Annotated in this window: 16 protein-coding genes; 3 read left to right on the forward strand and 13 right to left on the reverse strand. The window is 48.7% G+C overall.

What is annotated here, in order from left to right; translation table 11 throughout:
* Window positions 1-5 precede the first annotated feature (5 nt).
* From H581_RS0101940 to H581_RS0101985, 10 genes are all read right to left on the reverse strand, one after another.
* Window positions 6-521: a DUF2179 domain-containing protein gene (locus tag H581_RS0101940; protein ID WP_028608537.1), complete on the reverse strand. Its 516-nt coding sequence runs from the start codon at window positions 519-521 to the stop codon at window positions 6-8.
* Window positions 522-737: 216 nt separating this feature from the next.
* Window positions 738-1,223: a hypothetical protein gene (locus tag H581_RS32755; protein ID WP_051250389.1), complete on the reverse strand. Its 486-nt coding sequence runs from the start codon at window positions 1,221-1,223 to the stop codon at window positions 738-740.
* 4 nt (window positions 1,224-1,227) lie between these two features.
* Window positions 1,228-2,001, reverse strand: a complete 774-nt coding sequence (locus H581_RS0101950) for a hypothetical protein (protein WP_028608538.1) — start codon at window positions 1,999-2,001, stop codon at window positions 1,228-1,230.
* A gap of 251 nt (window positions 2,002-2,252) precedes the next feature.
* Window positions 2,253-4,232, reverse strand: coding sequence for a TRAP transporter permease (locus H581_RS0101955; protein WP_028608539.1), 1,980 nt, complete (start codon window positions 4,230-4,232; stop codon window positions 2,253-2,255).
* Window positions 4,192-4,737, reverse strand: a complete 546-nt coding sequence (locus tag H581_RS0101960; RefSeq protein ID WP_036717414.1) for a DUF1850 domain-containing protein — start codon at window positions 4,735-4,737, stop codon at window positions 4,192-4,194. The genes H581_RS0101955 and H581_RS0101960 overlap by 41 nt, the downstream gene beginning before the upstream one ends.
* Window positions 4,738-4,742: 5 nt before the next feature.
* Complete coding sequence (locus H581_RS0101965) at window positions 4,743-5,702, reverse strand: TAXI family TRAP transporter solute-binding subunit (RefSeq protein WP_028608541.1); 960 nt, start codon at window positions 5,700-5,702, stop codon at window positions 4,743-4,745.
* Window positions 5,703-5,911: 209 nt separating this feature from the next.
* Window positions 5,912-6,709 carry an ABC transporter permease subunit gene (locus H581_RS0101970; protein WP_028608542.1) on the reverse strand — a complete coding sequence of 266 codons (798 nt, stop codon included), beginning with the start codon at window positions 6,707-6,709 and terminating at the stop codon, window positions 5,912-5,914.
* A 30-nt stretch (window positions 6,710-6,739) separates the two neighbouring features.
* A complete protein-coding gene (locus H581_RS0101975; protein ID WP_028608543.1) occupies window positions 6,740-7,537 on the reverse strand; it encodes an ABC transporter permease subunit in 798 nt (265 codons plus the stop codon).
* Between the two features lie 6 nt (window positions 7,538-7,543).
* Window positions 7,544-8,428 (reverse strand): ABC transporter ATP-binding protein, encoded by an 885-nt coding sequence (locus H581_RS0101980; protein WP_028608544.1) that lies wholly within the window; start codon window positions 8,426-8,428, stop codon window positions 7,544-7,546.
* 14 nt (window positions 8,429-8,442) lie between these two features.
* The gene (locus H581_RS0101985; protein WP_028608545.1) at window positions 8,443-9,066 is read right to left on the reverse strand and encodes a TetR/AcrR family transcriptional regulator; all 624 of its coding nucleotides are present in this window, start codon (window positions 9,064-9,066) and stop codon (window positions 8,443-8,445) included.
* A gap of 182 nt (window positions 9,067-9,248) precedes the next feature.
* Here H581_RS0101985 and H581_RS0101990 point away from each other — a divergent pair, with 182 nt between their 5' ends.
* Window positions 9,249-10,019, forward strand: coding sequence for a potassium channel family protein (locus H581_RS0101990; RefSeq protein WP_245599869.1), 771 nt, complete (start codon window positions 9,249-9,251; stop codon window positions 10,017-10,019).
* 111 nt (window positions 10,020-10,130) lie between these two features.
* On the opposite strand, the gene H581_RS0101995 is transcribed toward H581_RS0101990, so the two are convergent.
* Window positions 10,131-11,621 carry an ATP-binding protein gene (locus H581_RS0101995; protein ID WP_245599870.1) on the reverse strand — a complete coding sequence of 497 codons (1,491 nt, stop codon included), beginning with the start codon at window positions 11,619-11,621 and terminating at the stop codon, window positions 10,131-10,133.
* A 195-nt stretch (window positions 11,622-11,816) separates the two neighbouring features.
* The gene (locus H581_RS0102000; RefSeq protein WP_028608548.1) at window positions 11,817-12,581 is read right to left on the reverse strand and encodes a sugar phosphate isomerase/epimerase family protein; all 765 of its coding nucleotides are present in this window, start codon (window positions 12,579-12,581) and stop codon (window positions 11,817-11,819) included.
* Window positions 12,582-12,850: 269 nt separating this feature from the next.
* On the opposite strand from H581_RS0102000, the gene H581_RS0102005 reads away from it, so the two are divergent.
* A complete protein-coding gene (locus H581_RS0102005; protein WP_245599871.1) occupies window positions 12,851-13,357 on the forward strand; it encodes an RNA polymerase sigma factor in 507 nt (168 codons plus the stop codon).
* Window positions 13,358-13,374: 17 nt separating this feature from the next.
* A complete protein-coding gene (locus tag H581_RS0102010) occupies window positions 13,375-14,982 on the forward strand; it encodes a LolA family protein (protein WP_028608550.1) in 1,608 nt (535 codons plus the stop codon).
* Between the two features lie 861 nt (window positions 14,983-15,843).
* On the opposite strand, the gene H581_RS0102015 is transcribed toward H581_RS0102010, so the two are convergent.
* Window positions 15,844-16,347, reverse strand: a complete 504-nt coding sequence (locus H581_RS0102015; protein ID WP_028608551.1) for a VOC family protein — start codon at window positions 16,345-16,347, stop codon at window positions 15,844-15,846.
* Window positions 16,348-16,435 lie beyond the last annotated feature (88 nt).

Below are 16,435 nucleotides of genomic sequence, written 5' to 3' on the forward strand. Positions count from 1 at the left end.
GTCGGCTACCGCCTGATCGCCTTCGTCCAGAAGCCTCCGTGAATTTGGTTAGGCTCGTGGAAGATAACAAACGCTTTGGGATCCAGCTCCAGAATTAAATCGTTCAGATGCTTCTGACTTTTGCGTTTCGCCAAAATATCCATAATAAGCCGGTTGCCGTCCCGCCCGGTTCCGATCCAGGAGGTCACCCCATAACCCGCCTGACGCAGTAATTGTGCGATTTGTACATCCGGTTTGTTACAGATGACCTTCAACGTAATATAACCTAGAGCAAGCTTCTCCTCGATCCATGATCCGACGAGTACGCCCAACGCGTAACCGATGGCATATACGGCCAAGCTGGCAAAGTGGTCAAGGTAGGATAAAACCAAATTCAAGCCTAACACATAGATCGTCACTTCCAGCGTGCTGATTAGGGCGGCGATATACTTCTGGCCTTTCAAGGTCAGGATCATCCGTAAAGTAAAGGCGGATACATACACAATCTGAATACCGAAAATGAGCAGCAGGATATTAATCATCTGTTCATCACTCTCCCATAAAAACGAAAACCCCGGAATTTTTCAATCTTCCGAGGTTCCATTTGGTTTATTTCATTATTTTAACACAATTCGCGCCTCAATAACCCTCAGTCCAACCTTTTTATCATCTTATCCATCGCCCGCAGCAGAACGGGAAGGGTTTGAGACTTATTTGCGAGAAGCTATTTGTCTTATTGAAGCTTATGCCCTGTCCGGTTATTCATACGCCAGTTCTCCTACGGCAATCGCCTCATGCTCCCATAAAATTTGACTGACCTTCCCGGCGCGCTCCTTCTCACATTGAATAAGCACCGTAATTTCGGGCTGGTTTGCTTTTTTATTTTTATTTCTCACATACTTACTTCCGAATCGTGCGCTCTTCTTCCTTTTTACCAGCAGGGTGATGCCGAACGCCAGAAGGAACCCGATGACGGCAAAGATTACGCCCCATAACAACGGCCCCAGATATAAGGAAAATCCAAGACTTACACCAACTACGCTGAATGCCGTTCCGCCAGCCATTCCGATCTCGAAAGCCATCTCGGCATCCGACGCAATCCTGGGAGAAAAAGTAGACTTTGCATCCTGGCTGCGATCCATCGGCACGACCATGATCCAGCTCTGTTTGATACCATTATGCTCAAGAAGGGAAAGCGCCAGCTCCAACTCCGTACAGTGCGCGAAAACACCTACGATCAGCATACCGTCACCTCGGTTCCGGAAAGATCCGTATCGGGGAGGCACCGTATCTCTCGGCGAAATACTGCCTTTGCTCAATTCGGAACAACCGGTTGTGCTCGATGGCAATCGTGAAGGAATGATAAATAGCCCCTCCAATCACGGAAGGCATAAAGAGAAGCCAATGCGGATGAAGGATCTGGGTGGAAGCCTGTAACTTGCCGTAGAACAGCAGATATGCAGAGACATGCAATCCGGACAGGGACAGGTAAACCCACCACCAGAATATCGCGTAGAAAGCCAATCCGATGCGATGATTGTAGAGATGCCCCATTCCCGGAAAGGCAAAGGCGAAGAGCGCCGCTTTGACCGGACTCTTCTTCTCCAAATAGTGAATTTCCGATTTCCCCAGCAGAAACGGCCTTATTCGGCTGTTCTCCAGCTCCGCCAATTGGAATAACCGGTTGTTCTCCAGGCAAGACCGATAGCTGTCCCATAAAGCAATCATATAGATAAGCAAATAGCCATACGCCCACCGGGGCTCCAATACTTCAACCGCCGCCTGAAATCTTCCGGAAAAAGAGTATACTAACGATTCGTTAATGTGGGCCAGGGTGTTGAAAATCACTTCCGATAACGTGAGCAGCGTCGCGCGTATGTATTTATTCAATAAATAATGACCAAAGCCCGGGAATGCCGCCGACCACCAAGCGACCATATATGGACTAATCCATCGAATAGATGTGATACCGTAAGCGCTGATCCTTGCTCGCGGCCTTCGCGGTCGATGTTTCTCTTCCACATAAATCCCCCTAATCTGCGTATTTTCCAGCATTGTATTATTGTTCCAGTTTATTACAATTCTTATTCATTTTTGGTCTTTACTCGGAAAATGCTCCCCGATCGGAATAAAGCCGCCTCTCGGCAGCCCTTGGATGGTTGAGATAAAACGATAAATTAGCTAAACGCAAAAAATGAGGGTGTCCCAAAGTCTACCGGCTTTGGGAACACCCTCAACGACGCTTATTGCATGGGCTCTTTTCCTTCTTAAGCTTACATCGTATTTGACACTTCGGGACGGGCTTTATCCTTCTTCGCCGACATATACTGAATCACCAATAAGAGGATGAATACAACCATTCCGGCCGCATCCGAGTAACCCTCCGGATAGATCAATAAAAGTCCGGCACCCGCCGCGGCTATCCTCTCCGCCCAGTGCATCTTTCTAAGCCAGAAGCCGATCATGCTTGCCCCGATGGCAATCATGCCGGTAATGGCGGTAAGCAGAATCCACGCCGTCTCTCCCCAGGTCGAATCAATGCCGAGCAGCTCCGGCGAGAGAACGAACATATAGGGAATAATAAAAGCGGCGATAGCCAGCTTAGACGACTCGATTCCCGTTCGTATCGGCTCGCCCCCCGATATCCCGGAGGCGGCGAATGCGGCCAGCGCAACCGGCGGAGTAATATCGGCTATAATGCCAAAGTAGAAGACGAACATATGCGCCGACAGATCAGGCACTTGCAATAAGATCAAGGCCGGCGCCGCAATCGTTGACGTAATAATGTAGTTGGCCGTCGTTGGCGAGCCCATCCCGAGGACAAGCGCGGCGATCATCGTGAAGAATAGCGTCAGCAGCAGCGCGCCGCCAGCCATATCGATCAGCCCGTTCGCCAGCTTAAGTCCCAGTCCCGTTAACGTCACGACACCTACGATGATGCCCGCCGCAGCGGTAGCGGAGACAACTCCCAGCGCTGTACGGGCTCCATCCGCTAACGCATCGAGGAAGTCCTTCACGCCCATGCGTGTTTCTTTATGAAAGGCCCCGACCGCAATGGCAAGCACGATCGACCAGAGCGCCGAGCGCGTTACCGTCATTCCCGTCATGAGCAAGTAAACGAGAAAGGCAATCGGCAGCAGCAGATAGGCTTTCTTTAACACTTCCTTGCGGTTCGGCATTTCTTCCTTGGTTAATCCTCTAAGCCCCAGCCGTTTCGCTTCAAAATGCGTCATAATCCATATCCCCGTGAAATAGAGCAATGCCGGAATGGCTGCCGCCTTGGCGATATCCCAGTAGCTGATACCGCCGATAAATTCGACCATCAGGAAGGCGGCCGCCCCCATAATTGGCGGCATGAGCTGCCCCCCGGTAGACGATGCCGCTTCCACCGCGCCGGCGAACTCCTTCTTATAGCCAAGCTTCTTCATCATCGGGATCGTAAAGGCGCCCGAGGTAACCACGTTGGCGACGGAGCTGCCGCTCACCGTACCCTGCAGGGCGCTTGAGAACACAGCCACTTTGGCCGGGCCGCCTGCGGCCCGGCCGGCAATGACCATGGACAGATCGTTAAAATATTGGCCTACTCCCGTTTTGACCAGGAAAGATCCAAAGAGCAGAAACAAAAAGATATAGGTCGCCGATACCGCAATCGGCGTGCCGAGTATCCCGTCCGTGCTGTAGAACATAGTTCGTATAATACGTTCGATGCTAATTCCCCTATGCTCGAGGAACCCCGGCATATAAGGGCCAAAATAGGCGTATCCCAATGAAACGGCCGCTATAACCGTTATCGGCAAACCTACGACCCGACGCGCCGCTTCCAGCACAAGGAGCACGGCCAATAAACCGATAATGAAATCCAAACCGTTGATTCGGCCGACGCGCATAACCAGCTCATTGATGTTTAGCGGCCAATAAAGCCCCACGATTACGCCGCCGAGCGATAAGAGCACGTCATACCATGGCAGCGATAAGAAGCGATGGGATGATTTCAACCCTCTCATTCTCTTCCTTGCGGGGAACAGCAGAAATATCAAGGACAGCCCGAAGCCCAAATGGATCGAACGCTGAATCTGCGCCGCAAATACGCCAAAGACGGCGGTATACAGCTGAAAAACGGAAAAGCATAGAAGGCCCGAATATACGATCCACAACATCGGGCCGGTCAATACTCTTGAACCGGCCTCCGGATCGTATTTCCCGATCATCTTGTCAATTTTCTCCTGAGACATGTTTTCTTGGGTCAAGTACATTTCCCCCTTCCAACCATCTCCAAGCGCTTATTTTTCTCACCTTCATACGGATCCAGGCTCCAGGCTTCGCGAAGGAGGTAAAGGCAATCTCCCGACCGCCGGCAACGATTTGCTGGCTTTCGGTTACCCGGGCCACTCTCATGTCCACCTGTTGAAAATCCCGCTGCATACCGCTAATGACATACTTGCCGTCCTTTATGGCAAACCTCTCATTCCCCGCCGCATTCGAGGGCATCCCGACTCCAAATTGTTCGAATGTGAGCTGTTCCTGAACGATGGCGCCGCCCTTAACGGAATAGGACTCATTCACCGGCGTCAGATGAATCGAATGGATGTACTTGATTTCGAAACCGGTATGCTCCTCCGCCGGAAAGTAAGCCATGACTCTCCCGGTGTTCTCGTATTCAAATGCGACGACCGGATAGAACGGAATGCACAGAGCCCATGCAACAATAAGGATACAAAAAGCGGCCATTCGCGCTGCCGTTACAACCTTCGAACTCACATCGCCTACTCCAGTCCTTTTTCCTTGAAATATTTAGCCGCTCCCGGATGCAGCTCGATGCCCACGCCATCCAAAGCCGATTCGGCTGTAATAAAAGCTCCCTTTGCATGCGTGATTTTGTCCGTATTCTCGAACAGCGCTTTTGTGATATCGTATACAAGGCTTTCGCTGAGATTCGAACGCGCCACCAGCATCGCCTGAACGGCGACCGTCGTCACATCCGCTTCCAACTTATAGGTCCCGGCTTTTATCACATCTTTGGCATAATACGGATATTTCTCAATTAAAGCATCCGACTTCTCGTCCGTAATACCGATAATATTCACGCCCTTGATGGCCGATAAGCTCTCAACGGAGCCGGTCGGCGTACCCGCCGTAATGAAGGCGGCCGCAATATTTCCGTCCTGAATCCCTTCTACGGATTCATCAAAGGCCAGATGCTGAGCGTTAATATCATTCAGCGTTAACCCATGGACTTCCAGAATTTGCTCCGCATTGGCGAAGGTCCCGCTTCCGGGAGCGCCGACCGACACCCTTTTCCCTTTCAAATCCTCCACCGTTTCAATGCCGCTGTCCGCCAGCGTAACGATTTGAATCGTCTCCGGATACAAGGTGCCGATCGCCTGTACCGTGTCGATTACGCTTCCTTCAAACATCAGCTTTCCTTCCTTGGCATAGCTGGCGATGTCCGTCTGTGTGAATCCGATATCCGCCTCTCCATCGTTCATCGTTTGCATGTTCTCCGCGGATGCATTGGATACTTGCGCCGTCGTTTCTATGCCGGTAGCGTCTTTAATAATTTCCGCGATCTGCCCGCCTAGAGGATAGTATGTACCTCCGGTGCCGCCCGTTACCAGGCTCAATTGGCGGGGATTAGCGTCATTATTCGCGCCGCCGCAAGCCGCAAGCAGCGATAAGGCAAGAACGGCAGTCCCTGCCAGCATCCATTTCCGATTTTTACTCATGGGTGGTTCCCTCCCTTAAACTTTTTCTTTTGTTATATTTACCCCTTCCTTGGCCCAAAAAGAACCCTTATTATTCAATTCGCCTTGCATAAACAAGCAGAAGCGCCTGTCTGCGCCCTTGTCAGAGGACGCAACCCGTTTCGGGAGAATTCTAAGCGCATAAATAAAAGCCCTTCCCCTTAAGGCGAAGAGCTTGAATTAGAGCCGGCTTATAGATACAGGTCTCTTTTCTTATAAAAGACAATCGTCAAAGTAAATAGCGCAACAACAATGGCTGCCGACAATAAAATATATATCGTATCGAGCCCTCCGCCGTACATCATATCGCTTGCTTGAAAGTATTTGAACGGCGTTATATATTTCAAGCCTTTAATCCCGTCGTTTAAGTCTACCGCCACGGATAAGAGATACATCGCGAGAAGAACTCCCGCAGACAGGGATGCCGCCTTCTTGGGCTTCTTGTAGACTGCCGCGATTGCTGTACCGGTCACTAGAAATATAAGCTGCAAAATGAACAAACCCGCAATTGTGACCGATATATCGGCTCCAACGGATTCTCCTTTACTGTACCCGCCGACGATGAGAAGGCTAGAACCATAGGAAATAATCGTAAGAATTCCAATATTCATGAGGGCTGCCAGCATTTTGATCAGAATAATCGACTTTCTTGAGACAGGCTTCACAAACAAAAACTCCGCCGTCTTATCCCGCTCCTCTTTGGAAATAATCGTAGCCCCAAGCATAGCTGCATGGATGGTCGCCATTAATGCGATGTATAAAAATAATACGCCGTAATACCCGGTTGCCTTGGATAAATCCAAAGTACCCATCCCCATCATAACCTGTATGGATTTAGGTATTTGCTCCAGCATGGCATTAAGCGATTGTCCGGTTGACGATAAGCCCGCATACTTGCTCATTCCCGACGCGATAAGCAGGATCATTCCCGCGCACCAGATCATGAGCGATTTCCGATGGGCCTTCATTTCCTTCAGAAAAATATTCATGGCCGAAATCCCTCCTTTACAGCCCCAGGTTTAACCCGCATGGATATCCTTTTTCATATACGCGATATAGCTTGTAATCAAGGAGGCTGCGATGATCCCTATGCCGGCTAACAAATAAGGGGCTTCATAGCTGGAATGTTCGATAATATAGGCCGTGTCGAAATATTTAAATGGAGAAAGAAACCGTTTTGCCTCGTCACCGCCTGTCGCAGCCAGCATTCCAATAAAGAAGAAACAAAAGACAACGCCAAGGGATACGGTCAATACCGATTTGATTCTTGCAAACAAAACGGAAAGCAGCAGCCCGAGCACCAGAAAAATCAGCTGAATGAACAACAGCGTCAATGAAATCATCACAAATATTTTCATGCTGTAGTCTTCCGTTTTCACTTGGGAGGCCATCATACCCGCGCCAATCATATAGACGGCATTCGTAAGGATTAAAGAAACCGCCGTCGCCATCAGCTTAGCCGTCAATATGTTGACCCGCGTGACGGGCTTTGTCAGCAGAAAATCGGCCGTTTTGTCGCGGGTTTCCTTCGACAAGACCGAGATCCCGAGATTCATCCCTTGAATGGCTCCGCAAAGCGTAAGATACAGAAACATATAGGAATAGAACCCCATAATCGTTCCCATATTATCTAATTGCAATCCGAAGGCTTTCCTGACGGGCTCCGGAAATCCCTCGAGCAGCTTCGTAAACTGGTCGATATCTTTGGATATGGACGGGTAGAACGACATGAACATCGTCACAATAGCCAGTAAAGAGAATGTCCACACCAGCGTGGATTTCCGGTAAGCTTTCAATTCATAGAGAAAAATATTCATCTCCGGCTAGGCCTCCTTTACGTAATAATGCATAAAGATCTCCTCCAGGTCCGGCTCTTCGATCCACAGATTCACGATATCGATTTCGGCCATTTTTCTCATCACCGTATTAATATCACCTCTAAACAGGAAGCTGATCGTATCGTCATGCGCTTCTACATTATTGACACCGGCTAATTGGAAGAAGGCCGGGCTTATCTTCTCCTTTGTTTCGATTTTGAATTTCTTATGATTGTTTTCCTTTAAGATGCTTATCTTCTCAACCTGAACAATTTGGCCTTCCTTAATGATGGCCACCCGGTCGCATAATCGCTGAACCTCGCTTAAAATATGTGACGAGAATAAAATCGTCGCCCCTTTTTTATTGACCTGCTCCAAGAGCTCGAAAAATTTTTGCTGCATAAGCGGGTCCAATCCGCTGGTAGGCTCATCAAGGATGATAAGCTTCGGATCATGGAGAAGCCCTTGAACGATCCCGACCTTCTTCTTATTTCCCAGAGAGAGATCGTCAATCTTCTTGTTTAAATCAAGATCCATGATTTCCGCTAATTCCATTATTCTTTTCCAGCAATCCTTCTTGTAGAAGCTGGCTGAATACTTGAGTAAATCCATTACCTTCATATTGTCGTAATAAAATACCTCGGAAGGCAGGTAGCCGATGTCCTTGGCGATCTCGTGGGCCGATTCGATGCAATCCTTGCCGAAGATCTTGGCGCTGCCGCCCGTCGGATAGATCAGGGAAAGCAGCGTTCGGATCGTTGTCGATTTTCCGGCGCCGTTCGGACCGATAAATCCAAATATTTCGCCCTCTTCCACATTGAAGCTGATATTCGTTATTCCTCTGGCTTTTCCATACGTCTTGGTCAGATTCTTAATCTCGATTACATTCATGTTCGGTTGCCTCCTTATTTATAAAAAGACATTTTTAACAGCTCGATGTAATCATCCATTTCCTTGAATATATCCGCCATAATCATCTCATTCAAATTGCTCTTTAACGCTTTTTCCTGCTGCTGATAGGCAAATCCCTCCATCGTCCAGAGTATGATTTGTACCGTTTTCGGAATATCCGTTCCCTCGCGAAAATGGGAAAGATCGATATCGCCGAACAAGTCCTTGTAGCCTTTGTCCTTAAATTCCTTTATCCTGCGGTCGATATCGCTCTTAACTTCGCCGGCATCCTCCTTATTTACAGACTTTATGAAGTTGAACATTTCCGGGTGCTTCAGGAATAACGCCATTTTCAAACCAGCAATATGCCGGAGCCGCACAAAAATATCTTTATCCTTCCAGTCGACATGCGAATGAATCGATTCCATGAGCATCTCCATCAAATGGTCGAATAGAAATAAATACAATTCCTTCTTATTGCTGAAATAATGAAACAACAGTCCCTTCGATATATCGGCTGCTTTGACGATTTCATTGGTCGAGGCATTTTTAAACCCTTTTTCCGCAAACTCTTTTGCCGCAGCGTTAATGATGCGGTCTTGTTTCTCCGGTTCTAAATTAAGAAATTTGGCAAACAAAGGAGTTCCTCCGTATCTCGTTTATTCCGTTGACCACTTTGGTCAACACAAACATTATATCCCTCGTTGACCACAGTGGTCAATAGGGGGGGCGTCACCTTATCGTTAAAAATTTCCCTTTGCCGATTTCTCTTTGATACAATACATAATAGGATGAATGATAGGAAAGGAGTTCGGGATAAATGATCTCTTGGCGAATGATTTATGAGTTTTTTATTTTACTGCTTGTCGTTAATTACGCGATCCTCATTGTGTTTGCGCCTCCGGACCATCCCGTCCTTACACCGGACTTCTTGATGCGTTTGGACCTGGTACTGATCGTTTTTTTTGCCATAGAATACGTCGTTAGGCTGTGGCGGGCGCCGGAGAAGAAGAAATTTATATTAAGCAACTGGCTCGACCTTCTGGCGATGATCCCCGTTTCTACCGGCTTCCGATTCATACGGCTGCTTCGTTTGCTGCGGCTGGTTCGGTTGATGAAAGCTTCCCCTATTCTGTGGGCCGTATTGAAATCGAAACAAATCCAAACCATTATGATCGTCACTAGCGGAATTATCGTATGGAGCGCGGCGGGCATCTATCTGCTCGAGAGAGAGATTAACCCGTCTGTGAGTACCTTCGGCGATGCTCTATGGTGGGCAGTGGTTACAACGACGACGGTCGGTTACGGAGATATATCCCCCATTACCACCGGCGGGCGTATATTAGCCGTAATCCTTATGATCACCGGCATCGGCTTGATTGGAACGATTACGGCCAACCTGGCTAATCATTGGATGGCGTTCTTCCGCGGGGAGAAGGAGAAATCAGGTCATGAGGGAGCAGAGAGGAATCAACTGGAGCAAGAGTTGCGGAACCAAGTACAGGATTGGATCTCGCGCATAGAGCAACTGAACGACAGTGAATACGAGACGCTAATCAAGACGCTGGAACTGCTGAGAAACAAGAGTTGAATAATTTCCAGTACGACAAAAGAAATCACCCCCGGCAAAGCCGGAGGCGCATAGAATTCGGCTAAGTCGACATCGGATCTGTCCTCCATTTGTTCTTTTACGCTAAAAGTCTCAGTCTTCCAGCGGAAGCCTGATTTTAATCAGGGTCCCTTCATTTACCCGGCTGTGAAACGTAATACTGCCATGGTGTTGTTTAATGATTTTGTGGCTGATCATGAGACCGAGCCCTGTGCCCTTTTCCTTCAAACTGTAAAAAGGCTGTCCCAATCGGGGGATCAATCCCTCCGGGATTCCGCAGCCCTGGTCCTGGATGGAAATCAGACACTCCTTCTCTGCTTCTCTGCTCAGGTTTATATGAATCTCCCCGCCGCTTGGCATCGACTCGATAGCATTCTTCAATATATGGAGAAACACTTGCTTCAATTGATTTTTTTCGCACCGGACCGGGAATTGGCTTCCATCATCGCTGCTTATAAATTCAATATGGTTTAACCGGGCCTGAGGCGTCAGAAAGCTTACGGTAGCCTCCATCAATTCGCGCACGTCAATGCATGTAAGCTGAATGGCCTGCGGCTTGGCCATGGAAAGAAGCTCGCTGGTGATGATCTCGATCCTCTCCAGCTCGTCCAGGAGCAGATCATTATACTTGATCGCGCAATTCTCCTTCTTATAAATCTGAAGAAAACCTTTAATGGTTGTGAGAGGATTACGAATCTCATGGGCAACTCCAGCCGCCAGTTCTCCGATTACGGACAGCTTCTCCGTTTGCAGCAGAAACTGTTCCGCCTTCTTGCGTTCGGAGATATCGCGGCTGATCATGACGATATGCTCGATTACCCCGTCTTCTCCCTTCACCGGCTTATAGAGAGACTCGAACTCGATCCAGTGACCCTCTCTATGCTTGAAACGAAGTTCTACTGCGCGAGCTTCCTTATCCTCATACATCCCGCAAGCCGCGGTCTTGAACATTTCCGCATCAACCGGGGCGAGGAGCGAACAGAGCTTAATGCTTTCCAGCTCGCTGCTTGAATAGCCCAGAACGAGCTCATGCGAAGGAGACACATAACGGACGGAATGATTCTTGTCCATCACCGTAATCAAGTCGGACGTATTTTCCGCAATAAGGCGATAATGGAACTCGCTTGCTTCCAGCGACTTCTCCATATCCTTTTTTTCGGCAATGGCCCGGCGCAACCTTTCATTGGACTCAATAAGCAAGCCTCCGATGAGGACTCCTAATAAGACGAACATAACGTACTGAAGGTGAAAGAGGGGCTCGTTGACAAGAATTCGAAATGAAAATACCGTGATGCTGTAGAGAATAACGTAAGCGCCGGCAAGAGCCGCGCATCTTTGAGGAGGCGTGAGACGCCGTAATTGAATAGGCAAGAAGGAGAAAACAACCATGATGAGCGCCCAACCTACAATCGCAGGAGGCCAATTACCGCTGGAATACAGCCTTGCAGCCAAAGCAAAAACACCGGTAATGACACCTGCCGCCGGTCCCAGATAGGCAAAAATAAGGATGATCGGGGCATAGCGAATATCGTAGGAATAACCCTGCTGCTTAACCGACAGCAGCACAAGGATAATGGAAACCATGCCCGCGTAAAATCCGGCCCAAAGATTGAGCCATCTGAGAGGTTTAAGATGAATGAACGAACGAATGACTAAGGGCGTACTGACCAATAGCGAAAAAATCGAGAGATTAACAATAAAGTCAAAAAGAAACAAATACCCTCACCCGCTGTTCTAATAAATATACCTATTTATCATAAACTACGGCGTTTACCATTACTAGGTCCCAATTATACTTTTTAACAGCTCCGCGTCTTTTAAAAATTGCTCGGGAGCGTTGTCTTTCACGAACTCCAGCAGCGCATAATGGGTTCTGCTTGTCTCCGCAGCCTCCTTCAAATATCGCTCCCACTCCTCCCTGCCGTCCGATAAAGGCCGGCGTTCCTCCGGAAGCCAGTGGAATACATGCAGATTGGCCAGCCAAGGGAGAATCCGCCGCAGACCGCGCAGTCTTTCCTCCGCAACGTCATGCGTCTGCGGCTGCCAATGGCATCGCACGTTAGACCGGTTGACCCCGGTAAGGAGCCTATATGCCGTATCGGCCGTATCCGTCAAGGTGCCGCCGTGAAACTCGAAATCGATCGAGATGCCTGCCTCTTGGGCCAGACCGGCTATTCGCCGGGCATCCTCGATCACTTGCGTCCACCGCTGCTCATCCGCCGCTGCGGAGCCGCGGTCTCCGGCCCAGACCCGAATGGCAGGAGCCTGCAGGGCTTCCGCCGTCTCCAGTACCCGTTCGAACGCCAACCCGTCTTCTCCGGTATTCGCGCTGCCTACGCGGTAATATGACCCGTACGAAGCAACCGCGATTCCCGCGTCTCTCGTCCTGGCGCCGACTTTCGCCGCGTGCTTGCGGTCATTCGGGGGAACATGAATATCCCCGCCCCATTCGATCGCCTGCAAGCCGGCCTGAACGACGAGCTTTATTATTTCTTCCGGGGTTAATTGGCGAAAGGTAACGGAAATCAAGCCTGTTTGCAGCATAGGCAGCCTCCTTCTAAAAATGATTGCTTTTACAATTCGGCGTAGTTTCAGGAATCCCTTTATTCGCAGCACAATTACGCTGGAATAAACGAAATGGAAATTTGAAAAGCCGGTAAAAGGCTTTACTGGGAACTATAACAGTATCCACCTGCAATCTCGCCATGGCATGGGCGGTTGAAAAGGGATTCTTATACTTATTTAGGTTTACAGTTTTTGCATGTAACGTTTTAAAATCCTTAAGCGTTTTTTATTTTGCTGACGTGAAAATTTTGACGTCTGCCGATACAAAGTCCATCGAAGAAATATGCTCCGAAACATGGGAGGCTTTATACCGATTCGTCTACTACAAGGTTCAGAACCGCGAGGAAGCGGAGGACATCACGCAAGAAACCTACGCCAAAGCCTATTCTTATTTGCAAAAGGGTAAAATTGCCCCGAATAAATATTCGGCCTTCCTCAAAACCGTAGCGCAAAATGTGCTTCGCGATTTATGGCGCAAGAAGAAGCGGCGGGGGACAGCCGTTGATCTGGACGCCATCAACCCGAAGGATTACGCAATGGATGATCCTGCCGAGTCGAGCGCACAACGTCATGTGATAGAGAGCGCCTTAACTCAGCTTACGATGGAACAACGCACGGTCATTGAACTGAGAATTATTAAAGGCTACTCGGTTGCCGATACCGCAAAGCTGATGAATAAGCAGGAAACGGCCGTTCGCGTTATGCAGCACCGGGCTTTGCAGCTGCTGGCCGCCATTATGAAAACTAACCAATAGATGCGGAGGAACGAAGGATGAAAGACAATGAACAGAAATTATCCGATTATATCGATCGTTTGAACGCGGAGCAAAAGCCGGATGAAGATGAGTACTCTGCCAATTCGGAGGAATTAAAGGAGCTCTATCGGAGCGTAAGGCTGGTTCGCAGCCTGAAGGAACCGGCCATGCCGGGGACGGATTTTCACAAAAATCTGGTTCAAACCGCAGCTAATCCATTCGTGCAGAAGAAAGCTTCGGCCAAAAGAAAATGGGGATGGCTCATAAGCGCAGCCAGCGTCGCGGCCGTTATCGCGCTTCTGATTAATTTCATGATCCCTGTCGGCGGCGGCAATGTCGTGAATGCCATGGAAAAGGCTTTTCAAAAGGTTGACGCCTATCACGGGACGCTTGAAATCGTGCAATCCAATGCAAACGGGGAATCGATGACGCAATCGAAGCTGGAAGTTTGGGCGGATAAGGACGGCCGCTATTATACGAAAGGGTTGGAAGGCGCAAGCCAGGATTTCGTAACGGTCAATAACGGCGAACAAAAATGGCAGGTCCAGCCCGGCCGGAAGCAGGTTCATATTTTCCCCGCCTTTCCTGACGTCTTCCGGTTTCAGTTTGAGCTTGGCAATGAAATTCAGGGAGTCAAGAACGCTTCAAAAACCAATGTGGTTGGAGAGGATACGGTTGCGGGAAGAAAGGCTTCCATTCTCGAAGTAACGCCCGATGGCGGATTGCCTTACCGCATATGGGTCGATAAAGAAACGAAACTTCCGCTGCAAAAAGAAACAGCGATGTACAACGCCATTCAGTATACAATCACTTATTCCCAAATCGATTTCAGCGATGCCATTCCGGAATCATTCGTTTCCTATCAACTGCCTGCAGGCTACGAGGAGATTCAGACAAGCCCGGAACAGATCGTTACGAATCTGAGCGAAGCAGAGCAAATCGCCGGTTTCGCCCCGGCTATGCCTGAGATCCTCCCGGCCGAACTCGTGCTGGAGTGTATCGCCGCCAATCAAAATCTCGTGAAATTGTATTATGACGCGCTTCGGAAGCAAATAATCGTTCAGCAAGAAACAGCTGTCGGCGAGCTTAAACCCGATCCGTCCGCGATGATCGGAAGTATGTATAACGGCTTCGTCGAGATCCAGTCGCCTGTTGCCGGCAATCCGGATCTCCGCTCCATTCGCTGGCAGCAGGATGGCATTGAATATACGGTCATGGGCAATGTCTCATTGGAACAATTGGTCTCCTCTGCGGAGTCGTTCATGAACGGCCCACTGGAACTGCCTTCTATGGATGAGCAGGGCTCGAAGCCGCAAGTAGAAGTTCCATACGACATGGAAGTTGAGAATAATGAGCAGAAAAGCGTCGATGCGGGAAGCTCTCCATGGCGAATCGACCCTGTATTCGTCGCCCAGGTCTTTGTCAGTTTGCAAATGTCTCCCGAAGGCATTACCGGGGAATACCCGATTGATATTGAGGATTTGGAAATGACAGAAAACAACGGCACGACAGCGATCATTAGAGTGAACAGCGAAGATGCGCCCAGCAAAACCGTTTATCTGGAGCGGCTGGTCCGGCAGGACGCTACGGGAATATGGACGGTTGTCGGATATGATCCGAGCTAGCCGTTTCGCGGGGAATCTAAGCAAATAGGAACGAAGCTGCCACTCGGCAGCCCGGATAGTCGAGGTAAGGCGAGCGGATGCCGGCGGCGTTGTTTCCAAAATTGAAACTAAACGATTTTATTCCCTGTTGAATAGGAGGTTAATTTCAAATCTTGAACATAAACAGTGGAAGTCGGAGGCACTAAGCACGGATGGAGTGGTTAATTTCAGTTCTTGAAACAAAATGGCCGCGGAATCCATTGTCATCGAAATGAATTTCAGTTTCTGAAACTAACCTTACGTTACATGCTGCTTGAGCGATTACTTCCAACATTATGCGCATTTTATCCGCGTTTGGTGAATCTCACAAATCCCAATAAAGGGGCTGTCCCAAAAGTCATACAGACTTAGGGGCAGCCCTTTTTCGTCCGGGAGTGATTGAATTATTTATCTTGATCTTAGCTTATCTTGTTTTCCGCTAAACCTTAGAGGTAAGTTTTTCGCTCTTGATTTTATCTATTCCATGCGGGCGGACACCCATGGCGCGAAAAAAAAGGGCAATGGAACGATAGACTGGCGCTTGTTCAGCTAACTGGTAGAATATAAGTTCAGCACCTTTTTAAGGAGAGCCTGATAGAGGTTAAAGAAGGGAGAAACTTCGTGGAAAAAGTAATCACGCTATTTGAGTTTACAAGCACAGAATCGAGAATACATTCTTTAATTAATGGTATCATTATTACTTATTTTATGATTATGATATTTTTGATTTACCGTAACACAAAAAAATGATTCTTTCGCTAACGAATCACGATAGCTTCAATACCACCGGAACAAGACTGCCGGCACGGGCCGGCAGTCTCGTTGGCCCTCAAAATGATCTCGTTATCCCTCGTAGGCATCCAATAACGTTTGGAAATCGATTTTAGCCTTCGTTTGGCGTATCGCTTGCATCACTCTTCCCGCTTTCTCCGGATCAGGATCGCAAATCATCTCGGTTAATGCCGCGGGAATAACTTGCCAAGATACGCCGTACTTATCCTTCAGCCAGCCGCATACCTGCGCCTTCTCGTCTCCGCCCACGGTCAGTTTCTCCCAGTAATAATCCAATTCCTCTTGCGTCTCGCAATGGACGATAAAGGAAATAGCTTCCGTAAACTGGAATTGCGGACCGCCGTTTAATGCGACGAACGGTTGTCCGTCCAGCTCATATTCCACGGTCATTACCGCATCCTCGGGGATTCCATGAGATTCGTTCGCACCTTTGCCGTACCGGGTGATTCTCCCGATAGCAGAGTCAGGAAAGATAGAAACGTAATACCTCGCCGCCTCTTCGGCTTGATGATTAAACCACAGGTTCAGCGTAATTTTTGAAGTTTTGATTTTCATCCCATATTCCTCCTTATTCCTATTATTCAGGCATGACATGACCCGGTAAAATCCTGATGAATACCCTCATATTAACATACGAAAGATG

Source organism: Paenibacillus harenae DSM 16969 (assembly GCF_000422465.1).
Lineage (GTDB): Bacteria > Bacillota > Bacilli > Paenibacillales > Paenibacillaceae > Pristimantibacillus > Pristimantibacillus harenae.

Bases quoted from the DNA above. Each gene is read 5' to 3' on its own strand.
- H581_RS0101940 (WP_028608537.1), bottom strand. From the start codon at position 521: ATGATTAATATCCTGCTGCTCATTTTCGGTATTCAGATTGTGTATGTA.
- H581_RS32755 (WP_051250389.1), bottom strand. From the start codon at position 1,223: ATGCTGATCGTAGGTGTTTTCGCGCACTGTACGGAGTTGGAGCTGGCG.
- H581_RS0101980 (WP_028608544.1), bottom strand. From the start codon at position 8,428: ATGAATGTAATCGAGATTAAGAATCTGACCAAGACGTATGGAAAAGCC.
- H581_RS0101965 (WP_028608541.1), bottom strand. From the start codon at position 5,702: ATGAGTAAAAATCGGAAATGGATGCTGGCAGGGACTGCCGTTCTTGCC.
- H581_RS0101955 (WP_028608539.1), bottom strand. From the start codon at position 4,232: ATGTACTTGACCCAAGAAAACATGTCTCAGGAGAAAATTGACAAGATG.
- H581_RS0101990 (WP_245599869.1), top strand. From the start codon at position 9,249: ATGATCTCTTGGCGAATGATTTATGAGTTTTTTATTTTACTGCTTGTC.
- H581_RS0102015 (WP_028608551.1), bottom strand. From the start codon at position 16,347: ATGAAAATCAAAACTTCAAAAATTACGCTGAACCTGTGGTTTAATCAT.
- H581_RS0102010 (WP_028608550.1), top strand. From the start codon at position 13,375: ATGAAAGACAATGAACAGAAATTATCCGATTATATCGATCGTTTGAAC.
- H581_RS0101975 (WP_028608543.1), bottom strand. From the start codon at position 7,537: ATGAATATTTTTCTCTATGAATTGAAAGCTTACCGGAAATCCACGCTG.
- H581_RS0102000 (WP_028608548.1), bottom strand. From the start codon at position 12,581: ATGCTGCAAACAGGCTTGATTTCCGTTACCTTTCGCCAATTAACCCCG.
- H581_RS0101970 (WP_028608542.1), bottom strand. From the start codon at position 6,709: ATGAATATTTTTCTGAAGGAAATGAAGGCCCATCGGAAATCGCTCATG.
- H581_RS0101995 (WP_245599870.1), bottom strand. From the start codon at position 11,621: ATGGTTTCCATTATCCTTGTGCTGCTGTCGGTTAAGCAGCAGGGTTAT.